The 19,388-nt window shown below is 41.2% G+C and carries 25 protein-coding genes; 13 read left to right on the top strand and 12 right to left on the bottom strand.

Annotated features, from left to right (window positions below):
- Positions 1-49: 49 nt before the first annotated feature.
- From MK405_RS00480 to MK405_RS00470, 3 genes are read left to right on the top strand one after another with little or no spacing between them, the layout of a single operon-like run.
- The gene (locus MK405_RS00480; protein ID WP_084948985.1) at positions 50-415 is read left to right on the top strand and encodes a GntR family transcriptional regulator; all 366 of its coding nucleotides are present in this window, start codon (positions 50-52) and stop codon (positions 413-415) included.
- Positions 416-419: 4 nt separating this feature from the next.
- Positions 420-1,115, top strand: a complete 696-nt coding sequence (locus tag MK405_RS00475; protein ID WP_084948986.1) for an ABC transporter ATP-binding protein — start codon at positions 420-422, stop codon at positions 1,113-1,115.
- A gap of 15 nt (positions 1,116-1,130) precedes the next feature.
- Positions 1,131-1,859 carry a hypothetical protein gene (locus MK405_RS00470; RefSeq protein ID WP_268704006.1) on the top strand — a complete coding sequence of 243 codons (729 nt, stop codon included), beginning with the start codon at positions 1,131-1,133 and terminating at the stop codon, positions 1,857-1,859.
- Positions 1,860-1,957: 98 nt separating this feature from the next.
- Here MK405_RS00470 and MK405_RS00465 read toward each other — a convergent pair whose 3' ends face one another.
- Positions 1,958-2,812, bottom strand: coding sequence for a helix-turn-helix domain-containing protein (locus MK405_RS00465; protein WP_000427008.1), 855 nt, complete (start codon positions 2,810-2,812; stop codon positions 1,958-1,960).
- Positions 2,813-2,912: 100 nt separating this feature from the next.
- On the opposite strand from MK405_RS00465, the gene MK405_RS00460 reads away from it, so the two are divergent.
- Positions 2,913-4,133: a caspase family protein gene (locus MK405_RS00460; RefSeq protein WP_326845813.1), complete on the top strand. Its 1,221-nt coding sequence runs from the start codon at positions 2,913-2,915 to the stop codon at positions 4,131-4,133.
- Between the two features lie 12 nt (positions 4,134-4,145).
- Positions 4,146-5,324 (top strand): N-acetylmuramoyl-L-alanine amidase family protein, encoded by a 1,179-nt coding sequence (locus tag MK405_RS00455; protein ID WP_084920179.1) that lies wholly within the window; start codon positions 4,146-4,148, stop codon positions 5,322-5,324.
- A gap of 112 nt (positions 5,325-5,436) precedes the next feature.
- Here MK405_RS00455 and MK405_RS00450 read toward each other — a convergent pair whose 3' ends face one another.
- Together MK405_RS00450 and MK405_RS00445 are read right to left on the bottom strand one after the other, a co-directional pair.
- On the bottom strand, positions 5,437-6,132 hold the full coding sequence (locus tag MK405_RS00450) for an LrgB family protein (protein WP_268704004.1): 696 nt from the start codon (positions 6,130-6,132) through the stop codon (positions 5,437-5,439).
- Complete coding sequence (locus MK405_RS00445; protein WP_000781325.1) at positions 6,129-6,503, bottom strand: CidA/LrgA family protein; 375 nt, start codon at positions 6,501-6,503, stop codon at positions 6,129-6,131. Before MK405_RS00445 ends, MK405_RS00450 begins: the two co-directional genes overlap by 4 nt.
- A gap of 196 nt (positions 6,504-6,699) precedes the next feature.
- Between MK405_RS00445 and MK405_RS00440 the strand changes: the two genes are divergently transcribed.
- The 7 genes from MK405_RS00440 (at position 6,700) to queF (ending at position 10,247) form a co-directional block, all read left to right on the top strand.
- Positions 6,700-7,080, top strand: coding sequence for a MarR family winged helix-turn-helix transcriptional regulator (locus MK405_RS00440; protein WP_000221644.1), 381 nt, complete (start codon positions 6,700-6,702; stop codon positions 7,078-7,080).
- Positions 7,081-7,177: 97 nt separating this feature from the next.
- A complete protein-coding gene (locus tag MK405_RS00435; RefSeq protein ID WP_000570267.1) occupies positions 7,178-7,399 on the top strand; it encodes a DUF4649 family protein in 222 nt (73 codons plus the stop codon).
- Between the two features lie 15 nt (positions 7,400-7,414).
- Positions 7,415-7,729, top strand: a complete 315-nt coding sequence (trxA, locus tag MK405_RS00430; RefSeq protein ID WP_001029581.1) for a thioredoxin — start codon at positions 7,415-7,417, stop codon at positions 7,727-7,729.
- Between the two features lie 202 nt (positions 7,730-7,931).
- Positions 7,932-8,585: a 7-cyano-7-deazaguanine synthase QueC gene (queC, locus tag MK405_RS00425; protein ID WP_268704003.1), complete on the top strand. Its 654-nt coding sequence runs from the start codon at positions 7,932-7,934 to the stop codon at positions 8,583-8,585.
- Positions 8,585-9,028: a 6-carboxytetrahydropterin synthase QueD gene (gene queD, locus MK405_RS00420; RefSeq protein ID WP_268704002.1), complete on the top strand. Its 444-nt coding sequence runs from the start codon at positions 8,585-8,587 to the stop codon at positions 9,026-9,028. Before queC ends, queD begins: the two co-directional genes overlap by 1 nt.
- Positions 9,021-9,737, top strand: coding sequence for a 7-carboxy-7-deazaguanine synthase QueE (gene queE / locus MK405_RS00415; protein WP_007521137.1), 717 nt, complete (start codon positions 9,021-9,023; stop codon positions 9,735-9,737). Before queD ends, queE begins: the two co-directional genes overlap by 8 nt.
- Positions 9,738-9,755: 18 nt before the next feature.
- Positions 9,756-10,247, top strand: a complete 492-nt coding sequence (gene queF / locus MK405_RS00410; RefSeq protein ID WP_000082591.1) for a preQ(1) synthase — start codon at positions 9,756-9,758, stop codon at positions 10,245-10,247.
- 57 nt (positions 10,248-10,304) lie between these two features.
- Here the strand turns inward: queF and MK405_RS00405 are convergent, their stop codons facing one another.
- From MK405_RS00405 to MK405_RS00365, 9 genes are all read right to left on the bottom strand, one after another.
- Positions 10,305-10,973 carry an MIP/aquaporin family protein gene (locus MK405_RS00405; protein WP_096422628.1) on the bottom strand — a complete coding sequence of 223 codons (669 nt, stop codon included), beginning with the start codon at positions 10,971-10,973 and terminating at the stop codon, positions 10,305-10,307.
- 109 nt (positions 10,974-11,082) lie between these two features.
- The gene (locus MK405_RS00400; RefSeq protein ID WP_096422630.1) at positions 11,083-11,874 is read right to left on the bottom strand and encodes a DUF2785 domain-containing protein; all 792 of its coding nucleotides are present in this window, start codon (positions 11,872-11,874) and stop codon (positions 11,083-11,085) included.
- Between the two features lie 61 nt (positions 11,875-11,935).
- Complete coding sequence (locus MK405_RS00395) at positions 11,936-12,718, bottom strand: deoxyribonuclease (RefSeq protein WP_268704001.1); 783 nt, start codon at positions 12,716-12,718, stop codon at positions 11,936-11,938.
- Positions 12,719-12,737: 19 nt separating this feature from the next.
- Positions 12,738-14,534, bottom strand: coding sequence for an oligoendopeptidase F (pepF, locus tag MK405_RS00390; RefSeq protein ID WP_268704000.1), 1,797 nt, complete (start codon positions 14,532-14,534; stop codon positions 12,738-12,740).
- 10 nt (positions 14,535-14,544) lie between these two features.
- Complete coding sequence (locus MK405_RS00385) at positions 14,545-15,288, bottom strand: 16S rRNA (uracil(1498)-N(3))-methyltransferase (protein ID WP_268703999.1); 744 nt, start codon at positions 15,286-15,288, stop codon at positions 14,545-14,547.
- Between the two features lies 1 nt (position 15,289).
- Positions 15,290-16,240, bottom strand: a complete 951-nt coding sequence (gene prmA / locus MK405_RS00380; protein ID WP_268703998.1) for a 50S ribosomal protein L11 methyltransferase — start codon at positions 16,238-16,240, stop codon at positions 15,290-15,292.
- 137 nt (positions 16,241-16,377) lie between these two features.
- Positions 16,378-16,851 (bottom strand): GNAT family N-acetyltransferase, encoded by a 474-nt coding sequence (locus MK405_RS00375; protein ID WP_268703997.1) that lies wholly within the window; start codon positions 16,849-16,851, stop codon positions 16,378-16,380.
- A complete protein-coding gene (locus MK405_RS00370; protein WP_268703996.1) occupies positions 16,838-17,275 on the bottom strand; it encodes an NUDIX hydrolase in 438 nt (145 codons plus the stop codon). The genes MK405_RS00375 and MK405_RS00370 overlap by 14 nt, the downstream gene beginning before the upstream one ends.
- Positions 17,276-17,284: 9 nt before the next feature.
- Positions 17,285-17,755 carry a DUF3013 family protein gene (locus MK405_RS00365; RefSeq protein WP_268703995.1) on the bottom strand — a complete coding sequence of 157 codons (471 nt, stop codon included), beginning with the start codon at positions 17,753-17,755 and terminating at the stop codon, positions 17,285-17,287.
- Between the two features lie 115 nt (positions 17,756-17,870).
- On the opposite strand from MK405_RS00365, the gene MK405_RS00360 reads away from it, so the two are divergent.
- Positions 17,871-19,142 (top strand): replication-associated recombination protein A, encoded by a 1,272-nt coding sequence (locus tag MK405_RS00360; RefSeq protein ID WP_268703994.1) that lies wholly within the window; start codon positions 17,871-17,873, stop codon positions 19,140-19,142.
- The last annotated feature ends 246 nt before the right edge of the window (positions 19,143-19,388 follow it).

Below are 19,388 nucleotides of genomic sequence, written 5' to 3'. Positions count from 1 at the left end.
TTATTGTATTATTTTATTAGAACAATAAAGGCAAAGAAAGGAGACTATGATGTCCTGGTCATTTGATAATACAAAACCGATTTATTTACAGATTATGGAAAAAATCAAACTACAGATTGTTTCCCATGAACTGGAACCCAACCAACAGCTCCCTACCGTAAGAGAACTGGCGAGCGAGGCTGGGGTTAATCCCAATACCATTCAGCGCGCCTTGTCTGACCTTGAACGTGAAGGATTCGTTTATAGCAAGCGAACAACTGGTCGTTTTGTCACCGAGGATTTGGACCTCATCCTTCAGTCCCGCAAACAACTTTCCGAAGAGCAACTGCAACACTTCGTCTCTTGCATGCTTCAATTTGGCTACAAAAAAGAAGAACTGCCAAATGTATTAAGCGACTATATCAAAGGAGTTTAAGACTATGACACTACTAGCACTTGAAAATGTATCAAAATCATATGGAGCAACTGCGGCACTTGACAATATCTCACTAGAGATTTTAGCTGGAAAAATTGTCGGGCTCCTTGGACCAAATGGATCCGGAAAAACAACCTTGATCAAACTGATCAATGGTCTTCTTCAGCCAGACAAAGGACGTGTTCTCATTAACGGACAGGATCCAAGTCCCGCTACCAAGGCAATCGTCTCTTATCTACCAGATACGACCTATCTCAATGAGCAAATGAAGGTTAAAGAAGCCCTGACTTACTTTAAAACCTTCTATCAGGATTTCGATCTTGAACGCGCCCAACATCTGCTTGCAGACCTTGGCATTGATGAAAATAGTCGCTTAAAGAAATTATCAAAAGGAAACAAGGAAAAGGTCCAACTAATCCTCGTTATGAGCCGTGAAGCCCGCCTCTACGTTCTCGACGAACCAATCGGAGGTGTGGATCCAGCTGCTCGTGATTATATCCTCAATACCATCATCAACAACTACTCACCAACCTCTACGGTCCTGATTTCAACCCACTTGATTTCAGATATTGAGCCAATCTTGGATGAGATTATCTTCCTCAAAGACGGAAAAGTCGTTCGCCAAGGAAATGTTGATGATATTCGTTACGAGTCAGGTGAATCAATTGACCAGCTCTTCCGCCAGGAATTTAAAGCCTAAGCAAAGGAGATTATTATGTTTTGGAATTTAGTTCGCTACGAATTTAAGAATGTCAATAAATGGTATTTAGCGCTCTACGGAGCTGTGCTTGCAATTTCAGTTTTGATTGGAGCTTTTCTTGGTAGCCTTAGCCAGAGTTACAATTCTAACAATGCTGTTTATTTCATCTTCTTTTTGGTACTAGTCTTTGGAGGACTCAGCGTCACTCTTTGGATTGCAACAATCTTTTTAATCATCCGAAGATTCAAGGGGAGTGTTTATGACCGCCAAGGGTATTTGACCCTGACCCTACCTGTCTCTGAGCACCAAATCATCATCGCAAAACTCTTAGGAGGTCTTGTCTGGTCCATCTTAAGCTATATCGTCTTTATCTTGAGTGTACTGATTATCTTCTTCTTAACACCAATAGAAAAAGACTTCACTGTCCTCTATAACTTCATTTCCCCTTACCTCAGCTACGGCTGGCTGTATGCCCTATCACTATTTGTCAGTTCGATTACATGGATTTTATCCATTTACCTCTCCATCTCAATCGGACAACTCTTTAATGAGTATCGAACAGCTATGGGGATTCTATCCTATATCGTCATTGCCATCGTCATTGGTTATGTTTCTCTCTTTTTCCGAATTGAAAATGACTTTAACATGATGATTGGTACAGAAATTCTGCGCGATCTCTTTTTATCAGCTATCTACTATCTCGGTACCTACTATATCTTGAAAAACAAGGTTAATTTGCAATAGTTTAAACGTCAAAAAAGGATAACATCTCATCACTGAGAGGCTATCCTTTTCTTTATCTCATTTTTTAACTAGATTAAAAAAATGAATCCATCTAGCAATTAAAATATAAAATCTGATCTAAATATCTCGTTTAATTTCTCTATTGTGTCACTATCATTATATTCCTTAAATATTCTCATAGCTTTAGAACATTCTTTCTTACCTATCTCTACTCGATTAGTTTTAATATGATAAACACCTCTTAAAAAAAGCAAATAATTTTTTTCAAAATAATATCCTTGTCTCGTAAGTAAATTTTCTAAATCATCTATAAAAAATTGAGCGCTATCTAACAAATTATTTTTTAACAGTAATTCCAAGTTAAATAAATATAAAGGAATTACCCTGCGAGCTCCCGTTTCCGTTTTTAGAAAGTGTCGTGTTTTCTTGATTACTATTCTATATAGTAAGCTAATGGTTTTTGTATTCATAAAAAACACCGAATTATAGAAAATTTTTAGTTCATACTCCATCCAAGTATCTACAGAAAGCAGATATTTTATTAATTCATTGCATTTAGATGAATTATAAGGAAGGTTTGCAAGACGGTTGATCTGTTGCTCAGTAATCAATTTTATATGGTAATTGCATAAACTTTTTTCTTGCTTTTGTCTTAACTCTATTTTCTGGACTAATTCTTGAAGTAAAAATATATCTGAAGAATTTACAGCATTTTCTAACTCTCCCCAAAAACATACCTTTTGGGAGTAATAACAGTGAACTAACTCTTCAAATTCTGAAAATGAGGTTCCAAGGCGATCTAACAGAATATAAAAATGATTAATAGATAACTTCGTAACTCCATTCTCGAACCGAGAAATTGTTGATTCACTAATTTCATTACACGCTAAATCTTTCAGACGAAAATTTTTTGAAATACGGATATCTTTTAAAACGGCTCCAAAATTTTCCATATCAATTCTCTTCCATTTCTGCAATAAATAAAACGAGCTTTTTTTATTCTGATATGATTATATCAAAATAAAAAAAAAGGAAAATATTATTATGAAAGTTTTGAAGAAAATTTCATTATCAGCAGTTGCTTTACTTAGCTTGGGAGCATCCCTGCCAACCAATAATCCAGTTTCTGCTCAAGAATCCTCCACTCAAACGACTTATAGTAAGTCAAGTGGAAGTTGGATAAAATCTGATAGCCGTTGGTGGTATGAGCATTATGATGGTTCTTATACTACAAATGGATGGGAAAAAATAAATGACACCTGGTACTATTTTGATAGTGAAGGTTGGATGAAGACAGGTTGGATTAAAGAATATGGAAAATGGTATTTTCTAGATGATAGTGGAGCCATGAAAACTGGATGGTGTTGGGATTCGGGTAGTTGGTATTATTTAGATACTAGTGGTGTCATGCAAACAGGGCTACAGACTATCGAAGGTGAACAATATTATTTAGATACTAGCGGAGCTATGCAGACGGGTTGGCACAATATCGGAGATGATACCTATTTCTTTGCTAATAGTGGCGAAAGCCGAAATATCAATCGTCGGGCTTTAGTTCTTGGTGAAACATCTACTCCAGCAGTACCTATCGCAGATGTTAATGCGATGGAAAAGATATTTAGCAACCAAAATTTCAGTGAAGTTGTTCGTTTCCCAGATAGAACTAAGTCTGAGATTATTGCAAAAATGCAAGAACTATTTGAATCTTCTACCGAAAGTGATGTGAACTATCTTTACTTTATTTGTCATGGAGGAAGAGATGGAAGAATCTATATTGGGAGTGATAAAACAGCATTTTCTGGTTGGGAATTGGCGTCCATTTTAAAACAATACAAAGGTAAGTTTGTTGTTATGCTGGATTGTTGTCATGCTGGAACAATTATCTCTAAAGATAATACGGAGGCATCCAATGAAGAAGCCTCTACAGAATATTTTGATTTGAACGAGTTTGTATCAGGATTTTATAATATGAATGGTAACGAAAAATCAGGTGAGATGATTGACTCTAAATTTTTAGTACTATGCTCATCAAGAGGTGCAGAATACTCTAGTGGTGGATCATTAAGTTTAGCGACTAAATATTGGTCTTTAGGTTCAGGATGGAATCCTCTACAGAATTCACAAGTATCTTTAATAGCAGACCAAAATTATAATCATAGAATCACGTTAAATGAACTGTATACATACTCTCGTGAACAAGTTTTGAAACAAAATTCTAACCAGCATATTGAAGTTTATCCAGACAACAGTCAATTTGTTTTATTCAAAAAATAAGGAGTTCATAAAATGAAAGTATCAAAAAAAATTACACTACTTAGTTTGTCATTGGCAGGTTTCGTTTTATTGACTCTACCTCAAGCAGGAAAGGCATTTGAACTTAAAGAAGACTGGGCTTTTAAAGGCGGCATTCGATACGAGAATGGGAAAGTCAGTAAGATTAATAATGGATATGAAGTAAATATTAAAGTGTTAGATTTACCTAGTACTAGCAAAATCGAATGGACAGTTAGTTTAAATGGAGAAAAGCAAAATACTAGCTTTTTAGCGGAGGAACGAACGGTATCTAAAACTGAAGATAAGGGACGTTTTTTACACTTTTATATCCCTTATGGATATCGTGGGGATATTGTAGTAGAGGCTAAGAGTGGTACTGAAGTAAAAACTTGGTCTACTAAGGTAGTTGACGATGTTGATTCAGATACTGCTAAGAGTGGCTACTTTGTTTTAGATGGTGACCAAATCTTAGAAAGTTCATGGGATTCTGTAAATGAGTCTTATGTTACAACGCTTCCAACCGTAATATCAGGAAAATCTGTTGTTGCTTGGCGTGAAGAAGGAACTCTTAATTTAATTAAACCAGGAAGAATTGCTCGGCAATATAATAGCAGTGGATTATATGTAAAACTTTCTCCAATCTTTGAAACTGCTAGCTGGCTACAATCAAACCAAAATTGGTACTATCAAAAACAAGGTCAACTAGTTAAAGATGCTTGGATCAATAATCAGGGAACATGGTACTTTATGGATGATGAAGGGGTTATGTTTAATCAAACATGGCTATACCGAGGTGGTAGCTGGTATGCCTTTAAATCATCAGGAGCTATGATTTCAGCTGATTGGCTATATGATAATGGCTCTTGGTATTACCTAAAAGATTCAGGTTCTATGGCGACAGGCTGGATTAAAGATGGTGGCTCTTGGTACTACCTAAATGATTCAGGTTCTATGGCAACAGGTTGGATTAAAGATAGTGGAACTTGGTATTACCTAAAAGACTCAGGTTCTATGGCAACAGGTTGGATTAAAGATAGTGGAACTTGGTATTACCTAAAAGACTCAGGTTCTATGGCGACAGGTTGGGTCAAAGATAATGGTAAGTGGTACTATCTCGCATCATCTGGTAATATGCTTCGTAATACCTATACACCTGATGGCTATTATGTAGATGATAGTGGAGCTTGGTAATAATCTAGAGTATAAATCTTATTCTATTAACTATTAGTTATAGATTCACAGGCTAAATGATATAAAAGCTACATGACAATACAAAAAGCAAGGAACTTAAATTCCTTGCTTTTTAACTCAATATCAAACTGGCTACTATTGGACTGACAAAGACGTAGAGAATACCGGTGACACCGATAGCCAAGCCACCCATGGCTCCTGCTACAGAACCGTATCGAAAGGCTATTCCCGTTCCAACTGCGTGGCCTGTTCCTCCAAGGGAAAGGCCTACAGCTACTGGATCATCAATCTTCAACCACTTCAAAAGGGTTGGTCCAATCACACTGGTCAAAATCCCAGTGGCCACTACGACGACCAAGGTCACAGTCGTCAAACCTTGCAATTTTTCTGTGATTCCCACTGCCATGGCGGTTGTCACTGACTTGGGAAAGAGAGAAATGGCTAGGAAAAAGTCCATACCAAATATTTTCGCTACTATGGCAGTGAAGCTAGTATTGACAACTACTGCTAGCAAACTACCAAAGAGAATACTCCGAGCATGGTGCTTCATCAGATGAAAACTCTTATAAAGAGGAATCCCTAAAGCCACTGTCGATGGGACAATCAAATTATTCAGATAAACCCCACCTTGGTAGTAATCTTGGTAAGAAATACCCGTCGCCTTAAGAAGGATGATAATAAAAATTGCTGACAACAGCAAGGGTGTTGTCAAAGGATGGGGAAAACGTCTGTAAACCAGCATTCCCACTAGATAAGCTAGGATAGATAATGCAATCCCAAACAGAGGATTGGATACAAATTCGCTCATTTGGCATCTCCTTTCTCATAATCTCCCTCAAACCGTCTCTTGATAAACTGAACCACTAGGGCGATGAGGATAATGTTGATGACAGCCGCAAAAAAGACAATCAAGACAATGGGCAAAAGATAGGGAGCAATCACATCGAACTTTTCCATGATTCCCACTGCTGGCGGCAAAAAGAGAATGGTCATATTGGCCAGCAAGAAATTCCCGACCATGTTGACATGTCTGGTCCTTAGCCACTTGAACTGTAAGGCTAGAAAGAGAATAATCAAACCGATAATACTGCCTGGGATAGGCAGATGAAAGAAACTGGAGATTCCCTCACCGATTAGAGAAATCACAAAGAGAATCATTAATTGAACATATAATTTCATCCTAAACTCCACGAAATAGACTTCTTGCATACCAGTTTACTCTTTTTTCAGAAAATTTCAAGGAAATATTGAAATTCTTCTTTCTTGCAAGGATTAGTTAAAAGTAGTATAATAGTTGCATGCGCAATCATCTTGTGTTATAAAGATACTCAGTAATGATTTTGTGATTTTTACTTTGAAAAGAAAGGAGAAAGTAATGACCTACTTAGAAAAATGGTTTGACTACAATCGCCGTCAAAAAGAAATGGAAGCCTTGTTGGAAGAAACTATTGCCCAGCAGAGTGAACAAAGGCTGAATTTGAAAGAGTTTTACCTGCTCTACTATCTGAATCTAGCCCAAGAAAAATCTCTACGACAAATTGACCTACCAGATAAACTCCATCTCAGCCCAAGCGCTGTTTCTCGAATGGTGGCTAGATTAGAAGAGAAAAACTGCGGTTTGCTTAGTCGCAGATGTTGCGATCAGGATAGACGGGCCAGTTTTATCTGTCTGACTGACGAGGGACAAACAACCTTGGCTTATCTACAAAAGGCCGTCGAAGAAAGATTAGAAACCAGTCTTGATTTCTTGCCTTAATGAGTATTTTTAAAAAAGTTGCGTGCGCAATCATTTTTCTTGACATTCCTCTTTTCAAGGAGTACAATAAAGTCAAGATCGAACAAAGGAGTTTAATATGATCGAAATTACCTATCTAGACACCAGCAAACAAGAGAGAACCATGACGTTCGAGTCTTACCAAGACTTTGAACGTTCTCAACAAGCTTGCCTTATCGGTGTCGCAGACTATTACCCCGTTCAAAAATTGACCTATAATGGTCATGATTTGGACTACCATGGGACTTATGGAGATGTCTTCTTCTATCTCATGAAACAAGATTTAAGCCAATATAATTAAAAAAGGAGAAATACAATGGCAAAAGCAATCACAGATGCAACATTCGAACAAGAAACAAAAGACGGTTTGGTCTTGGTAGACTTCTGGGCAACTTGGTGTGGTCCATGTCGTATGCAAGGTCCAATCTTGGACAAATTGTCTGAAGAACTTTCAGAAGATGTCTTGAAAATCGTTAAAATGGACGTTGATGAAAATCCAAACACAGCTCGTGCCTTTGGAATCATGTCTATCCCAACTCTTCTCTTCAAAAAAGACGGCCAAGTTGTGAAACAAGTTGCTGGTGTTCACACAGCAGAACAAATCAAGGCTATCGTTGCTGAATTGAGCTAATCAAACGAGAGACCAAGTACTTTATTTGGTCTCTTTTTTCTTGTCCTTTGCCATTTTTCAAAAAATATGCTAGACTGTAGGTAGAATATTACGATGTTTGGGACATGCCATCGCTAAAAAAAACCTCTACTTGGTATTTTTTAGCTCCCCTCAAGGGAGCTTTTTGCGTGCTCTGAACATTTCCCGTTTTGGAAGGAGTACTATGAAACGTCAATCAGCCTTGGTCGTCTTTAGTGGCGGTCAAGATTCCACAACCTGCCTCTTTTGGGCTAAAGAACACTATGAAACAGTCGAAGCCGTCACCTTTGCCTACGGCCAACGCCATCATCTTGAAATTCAAGTTGCTGAAGAAATCGCTAAGGAACAAGGCGTTCGTCATCACATCTTAGATATGTCTCTGCTGGGACAAATCACTGAAAATGCCTTGACCTCTGATATGGAAATCGAGCAAAAAGAGGGAGAGCTTCCCAATACTTTTGTTGATGGTCGCAACCACCTCTTTCTATCCTTTGCAGCAGTTCTTGCCAAGCAACGAGGCATTCAAGATATCGTGACAGGTGTCTGCGAGACAGACTTCTCAGGCTACCCTGACTGCCGGGATGTCTTTGTCAAATCTCTTAATGTCACCCTCAACCTTGCCATGGATTACGACTTTGTTATCCAAACACCTCTCATGTGGCTAGACAAGGCTGAAACTTGGAAGTTAGCCGACCAACTCGGTGCCTTTGACTATGTTCGTGAAAAGACCTTGACATGTTACAATGGAATTATCGGAAGTGGCTGTGGAGATTGTCCATCCTGCCACCTACGTCAGCATGGTTTAGATGTTTATCTTTCACAGAAAGGAGAGGGCTAATGTTTTTTGCTCCCAAAGAAATCAGACAGGAAACTGGGGAATCTCTTGTCTACAATCCTCACAGAACCTTAGTTTCAAAAGAGTTTACCTTCGACGCTGCCCACCACCTCTTTCACTATGAAGGAAAATGCAAGTCCCTGCACGGTCACACTTATCATCTGCAGATTGCTGTCAGTGGATTTTTAGATGAACGGGGCATGAGCTACGACTTTGGAGACATCAAAGCTATCTACAAGAACTACTTAGAACCCCACTTGGATCATCGCTATCTCAATGAAACCCTGCCTTATATGAACACGACTGCTGAAAATATGGTTTACTGGATTTTCCAAACTATGAGTCAAGAGTTGCCAGACGAGCGCGGTCTCCGTTTGGAATACGTTCGCCTCTATGAGACTCCGACCGCCTTTGCAGAGTTTAGACGGGAGTGGTTAGATGACTAGGGAACGTGTCCTCAAACTACCAGTTCTGGAAATTTTTGGTCCAACCTTTCAAGGTGAAGGCCGTGCTATTGGGCAGAAAACCATGTTTGTCCGCACTGCAGGTTGCGACTACCACTGCGACTGGTGCGACTCTGCCTTTACTTGGGATGGTTCTGAAAAACCAACTCGTATGACAGCTGACGAGGTCATTGCTGCCTTGGATAAATTGGGGACCTACGACTATGTAACTCTATCTGGGGGAAATCCTGCTATCCTAGCAGCCAACATGGCCGAGCTGGTCACCAAACTCAAGGAACGTGGTGTCACTCTGGCTGTTGAGACCCAAGGCTCCCGCTGGCAAAATTGGTTAAAAGATATCGACCAAGTCACTCTGAGTCCCAAACCTCCTTCATCCAAGATGGAAGTCAACTTCGAAACCTTAGACTTTATCGTTTCCCAACTAGATCCAGACAAGGTCACCTTTAAAATCCCTGTCTTTGATGATGCCGATTTAGCCTTTGCCAAAGGGATCCAAGAACGTTACCAGCCAGATGTCCTCTTCTTATCAGCAGGAAATCCTGAGCCCAAGGCTACGGGTAATATTGTCCAAGACCAACTAGATCGCCTCAAAGAACTCTGGGAACGTGTCGCTGCTGACGATAGCTGGGGCAATGTCCGCGTCCTTCCTCAACTCCATACCCTCCTCTACGACAACCAACGTGGTGTTTAAAATTAGAAAGAAAAAATCATGTCACAACAAGAAGAAATGAAAAACCTAAGCCTACTGGGCAACAAAGAAACTACCTACATTTTTGACTATCAACCAGAAGTCCTCGAATCCTTTGACAATCGTCATGTGGAAAATGACTATTTCATCAAATTCAACTGTCCTGAATTTACTTCCCTGTGCCCAATCACCGCTCAGCCAGACTTTGCGACCATTTATATTTCCTACATTCCTGACAAGCTCTGCGTCGAGTCAAAATCCCTCAAACTCTATCTCTTTAGCTATCGAAATCATGGGGATTTTCACGAAAACTGTATCAACACTATCGGGAAAGACTTGGTTAACTTGCTCGACCCTCGCTATTTAGAAGTCTGGGGAAAATTCACTCCGCGCGGGGGCATTTCAATCGACCCTTACTACAATTACGGTAGACCTGGAACTAAGTATGAAGGATTGGCAGAACAACGCCTCTTTCAACACGACCTTTATCCAGAGAAAATTGACAACCGCTAAACAGATACGAAAAAGCCCTGTTCCTCAAACTGAGGAGCAAGGCTTTTTGAATTTCAATTATTCTTCTGTTCCAAGGAAGTTTTTAGCAACAAGGGCTGCAAGAATACCACCAACGATTGGGGCAAGGATGAAAATCCATACTTGTTGAAGGGCTGCGCCACCTACCAAGACAGCAGGAGCCAAGCTACGAGCTGGGTTTACTGAAAGTCCAGTGATGTTCAATCCCACAAGGATCAAGGCTGTCAATGACAAACCGATTACCAAACCAGCGATTGCGCCATTACCTTTGCTTGCTGAAGTGACAGTCATAATAACTAGGACAAACAAGAAAGTTGCGATGACTTCAAACAAGAATCCACCAAAGACAGTGACACCGTTTGCCAAGGCATTTTCACCAAGACTAGCAGTTGACATGCCTGAGTTAGACAAGAGGAAGAATACTGCAGCTGACGCAAGGAAAGCTCCAACTACTTGTCCAAGTATGTAGTTTACAAGCTCAGAAGATGACAAACGTTTGTTTACAAACATAGCGATCGAAACCGCTGGGTTCAAGTGAGCACCTGAAATCGTCCCAATTGAGTAAGCTGCAACTACGATTGCCAAACCAAAAGCAAGAGCAATCCCAAGGTGCCCAACACCTTCAACACCATTCCCAAAAACAACAGCTCCTGTTCCGATGAACACAAGCATAAATGTACCGATTAATTCAGCAACAAATTTTTTCATGATAAGTCTCCTTTTTTCAAACTAAGTATTAGTCTATCAAAAGAAGCAAAGGGTTTCAAGAAAATTGACTGGAAAGTTATTTAAAAATCATGAAACGACTCGCTTGGACTTAGTATTGAAAGGATTGAATCGCTTCTTTCAAGGCATCTTGTAAACTATTTTTCTGATCAAGTTGGATATACACTTCCAACAGACTGGATCTGAAATTGGAAAATTTATAAAAATCTTCCCTCTCTTCTATTGGAAAATCAACCGTTTTTATCCAAGAAGCTACTTGTTCTTGCCCTAATTTCACTTGCAAAATGGGTTCATAAAGTACTCTCGCTAACCGCCAATCCTCATCATTTGTAAAACGAATGGTAATTCTTTTAAATAGTTGACCCAGTACATCAAATGCTTCAGAAACTCTGTTACTAGGAGAATCTGGATGACAAACGACTTCAGTCAAGAGATCCGCTCCATGTGCAAAAGCGTGAACCCAACCATACTGACTTGAAAAACCTGTCGTATCCTTTTCTTTTTTAAGGTAATACAAACCTTGAGATAGCATAGCATTTCTTATATCAGTTTTTAAACCTTTATAGAAAAGAGAGTGTTCGTTACCATCTGCAGACAAAAGATTGGCATAAATAAGCGCCCTAAAAGAACGTTTAAGAGTCGAAACTCCTCTACTATCAATCTCTTTGTATAGACCTTCATCAGAGGAGACCTCTTCTGAGATAAACTGAAACTGCTCAAGGGAAAACAACTCTTCTTGAATCCCCCTAGCCAAACTCGTAAAAACAAGTTCATCTCGAATTTCTGGAGAGGGATCTCCCAAGTGCTCAAGCAGCCACTGAATTTCTTCTCGACTATAGCTTGGTTTTTCTTCTATCACTTTTCTTTGTAATTTTTTACGCATCTCTAGCACCTCTACATTTCTAGTAACTTATCAAAAAGTCATCCGAAGATGACTTTCTTTCTTATTCTGTTTTTGATGGACGTTTTCCTGCAGCAATTGCATCTGCCTCTGTCATCTCAACAACGTTGGCTTTATTCGTTTTTGAAGGCATTCTATCCTTACTATACCAATAAACTTTTGATTTCCCATGGTCTGCAACATAGACAATTCTATCTTGCTGTTGAGCTTTGGTTTCAGCTTCACGCGCAGCTCTTTTTTCTTCTTCTTTTTGAGAAATTAACGACTCAACTGCACCTATTCTATCAAGCAACTCTGTCTTTTTATCATTATTTTCAATCTGATTAACTGTTTCTTTAGCAGACTTCACTTGACTCGCATCTTGACTGTCTTCTAATTGTTTGACTAAGGTTTCACCTTTTTCTTGCAACTCCTTTGCAGCTTTTTCTTTGGCAATTCTCTCTTCTTCTGCTTTTTCTTTAGCTTTTTTCTCTTCTTCGATTCGTTTTGCTTCCTCTATACTAGATGAAGTATCCGTGGTTGAAGCTGTCGAAGTAGTAGATGTCGCAGTCTGCTTAGTTTCTGACTGAGAAGATGAAGTTTTCTTTGTGACTGTCGGAGTTTGAATAGCAACTGCAACAAAACTGACAATGAAAATCCCAATCATTAGATTTCTTTTTCGAATATCTGGTGCTTTCTTTACAAAATACCAAATACCAACTCCGCTCAAAACAAGATAGAGAGTAGGCAAAGCAATCAATAAAATGATTCCCAACAAAACTAGACCAATTTTGATAAAATGCATTCTTTGGGGATCCTGCTCCAGCCATTTTTTAATTCTGTTCATATCCTTATCCTAAATCCCCTTACTCGCCCAACTCAGCACTGTAGGCGATAATCTGGTCAACTGTGTCTGACAGGAATTGGATGGTATCACGGAGTGGTTTGTCTGTTGAGATATCCGCTCCGATAATCATGGCTGACTCAAGCGGTGTCTTGCTGCCACCTGATTTAAGAAGATTGAGCCAATCTTCAGCTCCGGTTTCTGAATGTTTCAGATGGAGGTAACCCGCAGTCGAGATAACAAGTCCAGCTGAGTAAGTGTAACTATACAAGCCCATGTAGTAGTGAGCTTGGCGCATCCAAGTCAAGGCTGCATCGTCATCAATCTCAATAGCATCTCCCCAGAAATCTGTCAAGACTTCCTTCATAATGCTGTTGAGCTTGCTTGCTCCAAAGGTTTCCCCTTCCTCAATCAATGTATAAACCTTACGCTGGAAGGCTGCTTCCAAGAGGTGGGTGATGAAATTATGGAAGTAGGTGTCTGTCAAGCGGTGGGCAAGGGCAAAGCGTTTTTGACGTGGGTCATCAGACTGGTGCTCCAAGTAGTCACTGAGAAGCAATTCATTGAAGGTTGATGGCGCTTCGACATAGTAGGTTGACATGTGGGCATTGAAGTAACTTTGATGATTGTCAGAAAAGATAAATTGACCAGAATGCCCGATCTCATGAATCAAAGTATAGACATCGCTCAAACGGCCTGTCCAACTCATGAGGACATAAGGGTGCACGCGATATGGGTCCGCCGCATATCCACCAGAATCCTTGCCACTGTTAGCAGCAAAGTCCACCCAGCGTTCTTCTTGATAGCGAGCAACTTCCTGACAATATTCTTGACCCAAAGGTTCTACTGACTTCATAACCAAATCATAGGCGTCGTCAATAGTCACTTCAGGATTAAGAGCACTATCCAAGTCCAATTTCCAGTCTGCAAAAGTCATCTTTTCAAGACCATTAACCTTGGCAACATGCTTGAGGTATCTCTGAGCAACTGGCGCAAAATCCTTCATGATGAGGTCAATTTGACGGTCAAACATGGCACGATCTACTTCTTGCTCAGCTAGGAGATAATCAAAGACTGAGTCATACCCCTTCATATCTGCCAACAATTTCTCAGACTTGACCTGAGCTAAGTAGGCTGCCGCAGCTGTATTCTGGTGCTTACGAAGTCCTTCTGAAAAAGAACGGAAGGATTTTTCACGCACCTCTGCATCCTCATGATTTTGGTAGAAATTCTCATAAGTTACAAAGCTGTTTTTGTAGGTCTTGCCATGGGCTTCAAAGTCAGCCATTTCAAAGTCTCCGGCTCGCATCTTAGTATAGATGTCCTGTGGACTATAGAAAACTTCACCGAGATTGGTCAAGGCCTTCTCCACATCAGCACCTAGATAGTGGGCTTTTTTGATTTTTGCCTGACGAATAGCTGCTGTCAAATGTGGCAATTCACCCAAACGATCCAAGACTTCCTCGTCTGCTGCCACCAAGGCATCATCAAAGAAGGTAAGAGCTACACTGGCATCTGTTTCAAAGTCCATTCCAGCTTGGGCGATATTAGCAAAATCCTCATTGCTATAGTCTGTCGTCTGAGGCATAAAGGCATAATTGCCGATATGGCTCATCTGGATATAGATTTGTTCCAATTCTGCAAAGGCCTTTTCAAACTCCTCAAACGTATGAAGATTGCCCTTGTAGTCACGGCTAAATTGGTTGATATCTTCGCGAGTCTTTTCAATCGCACGCAAGAAATCCTCACGGTCTTGGTAGAGGGCGGTTAAATCCCAGAGTTCCTTTTCTGGAAATTCTGAACGGTGTTTTTGTTCCATTTTCTTCCTCTTATCTCTCTAATTCTAATAATACGCTAAGAGCTGATAAAGCGTAAAGTGGTGCTGTTTCTGCTCTTAATATACGAGGTCCAAGGCCTGCCAAGACAGCTCTTTTGGCTTCAAAACTTTCAATTTCCGCAGGTGACAGACCACCTTCTGGACCAAAGATGAAGAGCAATTTTGCTCCTTTTTCAATGTCACTAACTGCTTGTAAAAGAGCAGCTGATTCACCTTCTTTGGCCGACTCTTCATAGGCCACTACGATAGAGTCAAACTGGTCCAGCTGCGCTAGAAATTCTGATTTCTTCTCAAAAAGAGTGATACTTGGGACCAGATTACGCTTGCTTTGCTCGGCTGCTCCAAGGGCGATTTTTTCTAGTTTTTCAACCTTTTTGCCCAATTTCTTGCCGTCCCATTTGGCGACCGACCAGTCGGCAGGAAATGCCCAAATCTGGCTGGCACCCAGTTCCGTCACTTTTTGAGTGATGAACTCCAGCTTGTCTCCCTTGGGAAAGCCTGATGCGATGGTCACTTGGACGGGCAGTTCGACATTTTCAGCTAATTCTTCGAGCAATTCAAACTGACGAGTTTCCACATCTAGCACGCGCGCCAAGCGCTTGATACCATCCTCAAAGACCAAGGTAACCTTATTACCTTCTTTCAAGCGCATGACCTGAAACATGTGCTTGCTGGTTTCCTTGTCCTCGATGGTGATAGGGGAGATAGGACTGCCTTTGACAAAATACTGCTGCATGCTAACCTCCAATCACACCTGAAATATCCTTGGTCTTCTTAAAGACGCAGGCATTCCATTCCCCTTGCATCATGTGGGTTTCAAGGAAAAAACCTGCCGACTCAGCTGACTCACGCACCATATCCCACTTGTCCTTAATAATGCCACTCATGATGAGATAACCTTCGTCCTTTACCAAACGATAGGCATCGTCCGTCAGATGGATGAGAATATCCGCCAAGATATTAGCCACAATGACATCTGCCTCAATCTCAACCCCCTTAAGCAAATCTCCTGCCGCTACATGGATATTTTCCATGCCAGGATTGAGCTCGATATTTTCCTGAGCCACACGAACTGCCACATCATCTAGGTCGTAGGCGAAGATTTCCTTGGCACCCAGAAGCGAGCTAGCAATAGAAAGGACACCTGAACCAGTACCCACATCTAGCACTGTCTCTCCGCCACGAAGAACCTGCTCCAAGGCAAAGAGGCTCATCTTGGTCGTCGGATGGGTTCCTGTCCCAAAGGCCATACCAGGATCCAGCTTGATAATCTTTTCTCCATCAGTCGCCTCGTAGTCTGTCCAAGACGGCACAATAGTCAAATCATGAGTAATGCGAGCTGGTTCATAGTATTTCTTCCAGTTGTCAGCCCAGTCTTCCTCAGCCAAGGCAGTCATCCCCATCTTGACTTCTCCTAGATCCATAAAATCTGTTAATTCTAGGAGACGAGCCTGTAAATCTGCCTCAACTGCCGCTACATCAACCGTTTCGGGATAGTAGGCTGTCACCACGATTTCTTCTTGCTGTTCCACCTCAGGGAAAATCTCACCGAAGCGATCCACATTCCCCACATAGTCCATACTGTCTTCGATCGCAACACCTTGTGCCCCCAGCTCAATCAAGAGATTGGAAACCAATTCCTCTCCCTCACGCTTAACCGTTACTTTTAACTCTTGCCATGTTTCCATAATTAAGATACCAAGCCCGTAAAACACAAAGCCAAAATAGGAAATTCTCTGAAGACGCTTGTGTCTAAGAGAAGTTTATCTTTTTGGCACAGTGTTTAGGGCGGGTTCAGTTTAGAAATTTAACCGACCCATCCTTTCTATTTCTCTATCCATTTTTTCATGTAGACCATATCCATGCCTTCTTTTTCAGGCTCGATATGGGTCTGACAATAGCCGTTTTTCTCGTAAAAAGCAACCATGCCTGCATCCTGTAATACCGTACACAAATCCCATTGTGTGGTGGTTGGAAATTCTTTTTCCAGCAAGCTTAAACCTTTAGATCCATACCCTTTTCCTTGATACGGAGGTAAAATCGCTGCTGTTCCCAACCAAGCTTCTGTCAACTCTTCATTGGTCTGAACTCGTAAAAAACCAATCTTTTCTTCATCTTCTTTCACAAAGTAGTAATAGCTATTAGGACGTTCTGCTAGTTTCCACTTGATTCGTTCGCGGTCCTCCAGATAAGGATCATACTCATCTTGGTATTTCTCATAAACCGCCTCAAAACTGGCTCTTTGAATGGCAATAATCTTTTCTAAATCTTCCGCCCCTGATCTCTCAATTGTTATCATTCTTCTCCTCCAAATAATCCCTCACTCGCTCCTGCAACTGGGGCACGACCTTATCTGAGCCAAGAAATTCCTCAATGCCCATCAGTTTGTAGCCCTGCCCTTCATCTCCAAAGACAATCTGGTCAAACTGTTCCTGTGTCAACTTGCCAACTAGAAATACGGATTTCTTATCCGCAAAAAGCATACTTGGGTAAACCTTCGCCCAAAGCAGACAATCTTCAGTCAGATGAATTCCCAGTTCTTCATAAACTTCACGCGCCGCGCACTCAAAAGGACTTTCATCGCCTTCTCGCCCACCACCAGGCAGTTCCCAGGTATTAGGGTATGGAATGTTTGATTTGTCATCACGTAAGATAGTTAAGAGCTTATCACCACAAAAGAGGGCAATTTTGCAGCCTGTGAAATCAGAAATTTCTACTTCCATATCAGACTCCTAATATCTCGGATAAGGGTAAAATTCTCCTTCTTCCAAGCCGACTTTTCCTTCTTCAAAGACTTCTTGGTTCCATTCCATGACAAACTCTTCTGCTTCCGGGTCTTCCAAAAAGTCCATAAGGGCATCTAGTCCAACCTCGGCAGTATCTTTAAGGAAAAGGGCAAAATAAGCTAAAAACTCACGTGAAAAACCTTTTTTAGGAAGATAAGGGATGACAGTCAGATAGTCTTCTGCGTTAACCGTTGACTTGGTCGGATTGTAAAAAAGGACCGCTTCTTCAAAAAGGATATCATCTGACGAAACCTCTCCATCCTCATCCAGCATCTCTATTCCTGCAGCATTTTGTGCTTCTAGAAGAAAACTCACTTCAACCGCATGATTGCGCTTGTCCCAACTAATCTCATAGTCAAATGGAAAGTTCTTGTCCAATTCTTCCTCTAAAACATCTAAAAATCCATATGTTGCCATTTTATCCTCTTTCTATGCGACTCTTTAATCGCCCCGATTGCTCGGAAATATGCTAAAATAGATACTACCATCTTACCACATATACATCAGAAAATCCATGTTAGAAAGGACTGCTATGCCAGACAATCTCGCGCTTCGCATGCGCCCAAAAACCATCGACCAGGTCATCGGTCAGGAGCATCTGGTCGGACCTGGAAAAATTATCCGTCGTATGGTGGAAGCCAATCGTCTGTCCTCCATGATTCTCTACGGACCTCCAGGAATCGGCAAGACCAGTATCGCCTCAGCCATCGCTGGAACGACCAAGTATGCCTTTCGGACCTTTAATGCGACAGTTGATAGTAAAAAACGGCTACAAGAAATCGCGGAAGAGGCTAAATTTTCAGGTGGACTAGTTCTGCTACTGGACGAGATTCACCGTCTTGACAAAACCAAGCAAGATTTTCTACTTCCCCTCTTGGAAAGTGGTCTGGTCATCATGATTGGGGCGACGACTGAAAATCCTTTCTTTTCTGTCACTCCAGCCATTCGTAGTCGTGTTCAAATTTTTGAGTTGGAGCCTCTGTCTAACCAAGATGTCAAAGAGGCTCTTCAGATAGCTCTAAGTAACCCTGAGCGTGGTTTTGATTTTCCAGTAGAGCTAGATGAGGAGGCGCTGGATTTCATCGCAACTTCTACCAATGGAGACCTGCGTTCTGCCTTTAATTCTCTGGACTTGGCTGTTCTCTCTACCCCTGAGAATGACAATGGCATCCGCCATATCACTCTTGATATTATGGAGAATAGTCTGCAAAGGAGCTATATTACCATGGATAAGGATGGGGACGGTCACTACGATGTCCTCTCAGCCCTGCAAAAGTCCATCCGTGGCTCGGATGTAGATGCCAGTCTCCACTACGCTGCCCGCTTGATTGAAGCAGGTGATCTGCCCAGTCTCGCTCGTCGCTTGACTGTTATCGCTTATGAAGATATCGGCTTGGCCAATCCTGAAGCTCAGATTCATACCGTAACTGCTCTAGATGCTGCTCAAAAGATTGGCTTCCCAGAAGCTCGCATCCTCATTTCCAATGTGGTGATTGACTTGGCCCTCTCTCCAAAATCCAACTCAGCCTATGTGGCTATGGACAAGGCCCTTGCTGATCTCAAAACATCAGGGCATTTGCCTATCCCTCGACACCTGCGCGATGGCCACTACAGTGGGAGCAAGGAATTGGGCAACGCCCAAGATTATCTCTATCCACACAACTATCCTGGAAATTGGGTTAATCAAGACTATCTGCCAGAAAAAATCCAAAATCACCACTATTTTACTCCAGAAGATACCGGCAAATACGAACGAGCCTTGGCGCAACGTAAGGAAACCATTGATAAATTACGAAACTTGTGAAATCCTTTTCAAATAATTGCATTTTCCTCTTGATTTTTTTTGAAAAAGTGGTATCATATAAACATAGAAACGCTGTGGTGTACGACTTCACACTTAAGTGTTGACCGACTATTTTTTGTATTATTAGGGAAACAAAAGTCTTCTAACAGCATGTAGACCGTCTCACACGGAAACAGCTTCAGTTAGAGCGAGTTGCCCACCTGCTTAATTGCGCGGGTTCAATACAAACCGTGAAGTTTCGGCACC

It is taken from the genome of Streptococcus oralis (assembly GCF_026782345.1).
Classification (GTDB): Bacteria; Bacillota; Bacilli; order Lactobacillales; family Streptococcaceae; genus Streptococcus; species Streptococcus oralis_CK.
Note: the sequence above shows the minus strand (reverse complement) of the source record. Positions and strands in the feature narration are given on the sequence as shown.

What these genes read in the sequence shown, in the direction of transcription:
- MK405_RS00475 (WP_084948986.1), top strand. Translation starts at nt 420, where the DNA reads ATGACACTACTAGCACTTGAAAATGTATCAAAATCATATGGAGCAACT.
- MK405_RS00370 (WP_268703996.1), bottom strand. Translation starts at nt 17,275, where the DNA reads ATGGAAGTAGAAATTTCTGATTTCACAGGCTGCAAAATTGCCCTCTTT.
- MK405_RS00435 (WP_000570267.1), top strand. Translation starts at nt 7,178, where the DNA reads ATGATCGAAATTACCTATCTAGACACCAGCAAACAAGAGAGAACCATG.
- MK405_RS00455 (WP_084920179.1), top strand. Translation starts at nt 4,146, where the DNA reads ATGAAAGTATCAAAAAAAATTACACTACTTAGTTTGTCATTGGCAGGT.
- queD (WP_268704002.1), top strand. Translation starts at nt 8,585, where the DNA reads ATGTTTTTTGCTCCCAAAGAAATCAGACAGGAAACTGGGGAATCTCTT.
- MK405_RS00465 (WP_000427008.1), bottom strand. Translation starts at nt 2,812, where the DNA reads ATGGAAAATTTTGGAGCCGTTTTAAAAGATATCCGTATTTCAAAAAAT.
- trxA (WP_001029581.1), top strand. Translation starts at nt 7,415, where the DNA reads ATGGCAAAAGCAATCACAGATGCAACATTCGAACAAGAAACAAAAGAC.
- queF (WP_000082591.1), top strand. Translation starts at nt 9,756, where the DNA reads ATGTCACAACAAGAAGAAATGAAAAACCTAAGCCTACTGGGCAACAAA.
- MK405_RS00365 (WP_268703995.1), bottom strand. Translation starts at nt 17,755, where the DNA reads ATGGCAACATATGGATTTTTAGATGTTTTAGAGGAAGAATTGGACAAG.
- MK405_RS00385 (WP_268703999.1), bottom strand. Translation starts at nt 15,288, where the DNA reads ATGCAGCAGTATTTTGTCAAAGGCAGTCCTATCTCCCCTATCACCATC.
- MK405_RS00400 (WP_096422630.1), bottom strand. Translation starts at nt 11,874, where the DNA reads ATGCGTAAAAAATTACAAAGAAAAGTGATAGAAGAAAAACCAAGCTAT.
- MK405_RS00440 (WP_000221644.1), top strand. Translation starts at nt 6,700, where the DNA reads ATGACCTACTTAGAAAAATGGTTTGACTACAATCGCCGTCAAAAAGAA.
- MK405_RS00405 (WP_096422628.1), bottom strand. Translation starts at nt 10,973, where the DNA reads ATGAAAAAATTTGTTGCTGAATTAATCGGTACATTTATGCTTGTGTTC.
- MK405_RS00445 (WP_000781325.1), bottom strand. Translation starts at nt 6,503, where the DNA reads ATGAAATTATATGTTCAATTAATGATTCTCTTTGTGATTTCTCTAATC.
- queE (WP_007521137.1), top strand. Translation starts at nt 9,021, where the DNA reads ATGACTAGGGAACGTGTCCTCAAACTACCAGTTCTGGAAATTTTTGGT.
- queC (WP_268704003.1), top strand. Translation starts at nt 7,932, where the DNA reads ATGAAACGTCAATCAGCCTTGGTCGTCTTTAGTGGCGGTCAAGATTCC.
- MK405_RS00470 (WP_268704006.1), top strand. Translation starts at nt 1,131, where the DNA reads ATGTTTTGGAATTTAGTTCGCTACGAATTTAAGAATGTCAATAAATGG.
- MK405_RS00395 (WP_268704001.1), bottom strand. Translation starts at nt 12,718, where the DNA reads ATGAACAGAATTAAAAAATGGCTGGAGCAGGATCCCCAAAGAATGCAT.
- MK405_RS00360 (WP_268703994.1), top strand. Translation starts at nt 17,871, where the DNA reads ATGCCAGACAATCTCGCGCTTCGCATGCGCCCAAAAACCATCGACCAG.
- MK405_RS00480 (WP_084948985.1), top strand. Translation starts at nt 50, where the DNA reads ATGTCCTGGTCATTTGATAATACAAAACCGATTTATTTACAGATTATG.
- MK405_RS00375 (WP_268703997.1), bottom strand. Translation starts at nt 16,851, where the DNA reads ATGATAACAATTGAGAGATCAGGGGCGGAAGATTTAGAAAAGATTATT.
- prmA (WP_268703998.1), bottom strand. Translation starts at nt 16,240, where the DNA reads ATGGAAACATGGCAAGAGTTAAAAGTAACGGTTAAGCGTGAGGGAGAG.
- MK405_RS00450 (WP_268704004.1), bottom strand. Translation starts at nt 6,132, where the DNA reads ATGAGCGAATTTGTATCCAATCCTCTGTTTGGGATTGCATTATCTATC.
- pepF (WP_268704000.1), bottom strand. Translation starts at nt 14,534, where the DNA reads ATGGAACAAAAACACCGTTCAGAATTTCCAGAAAAGGAACTCTGGGAT.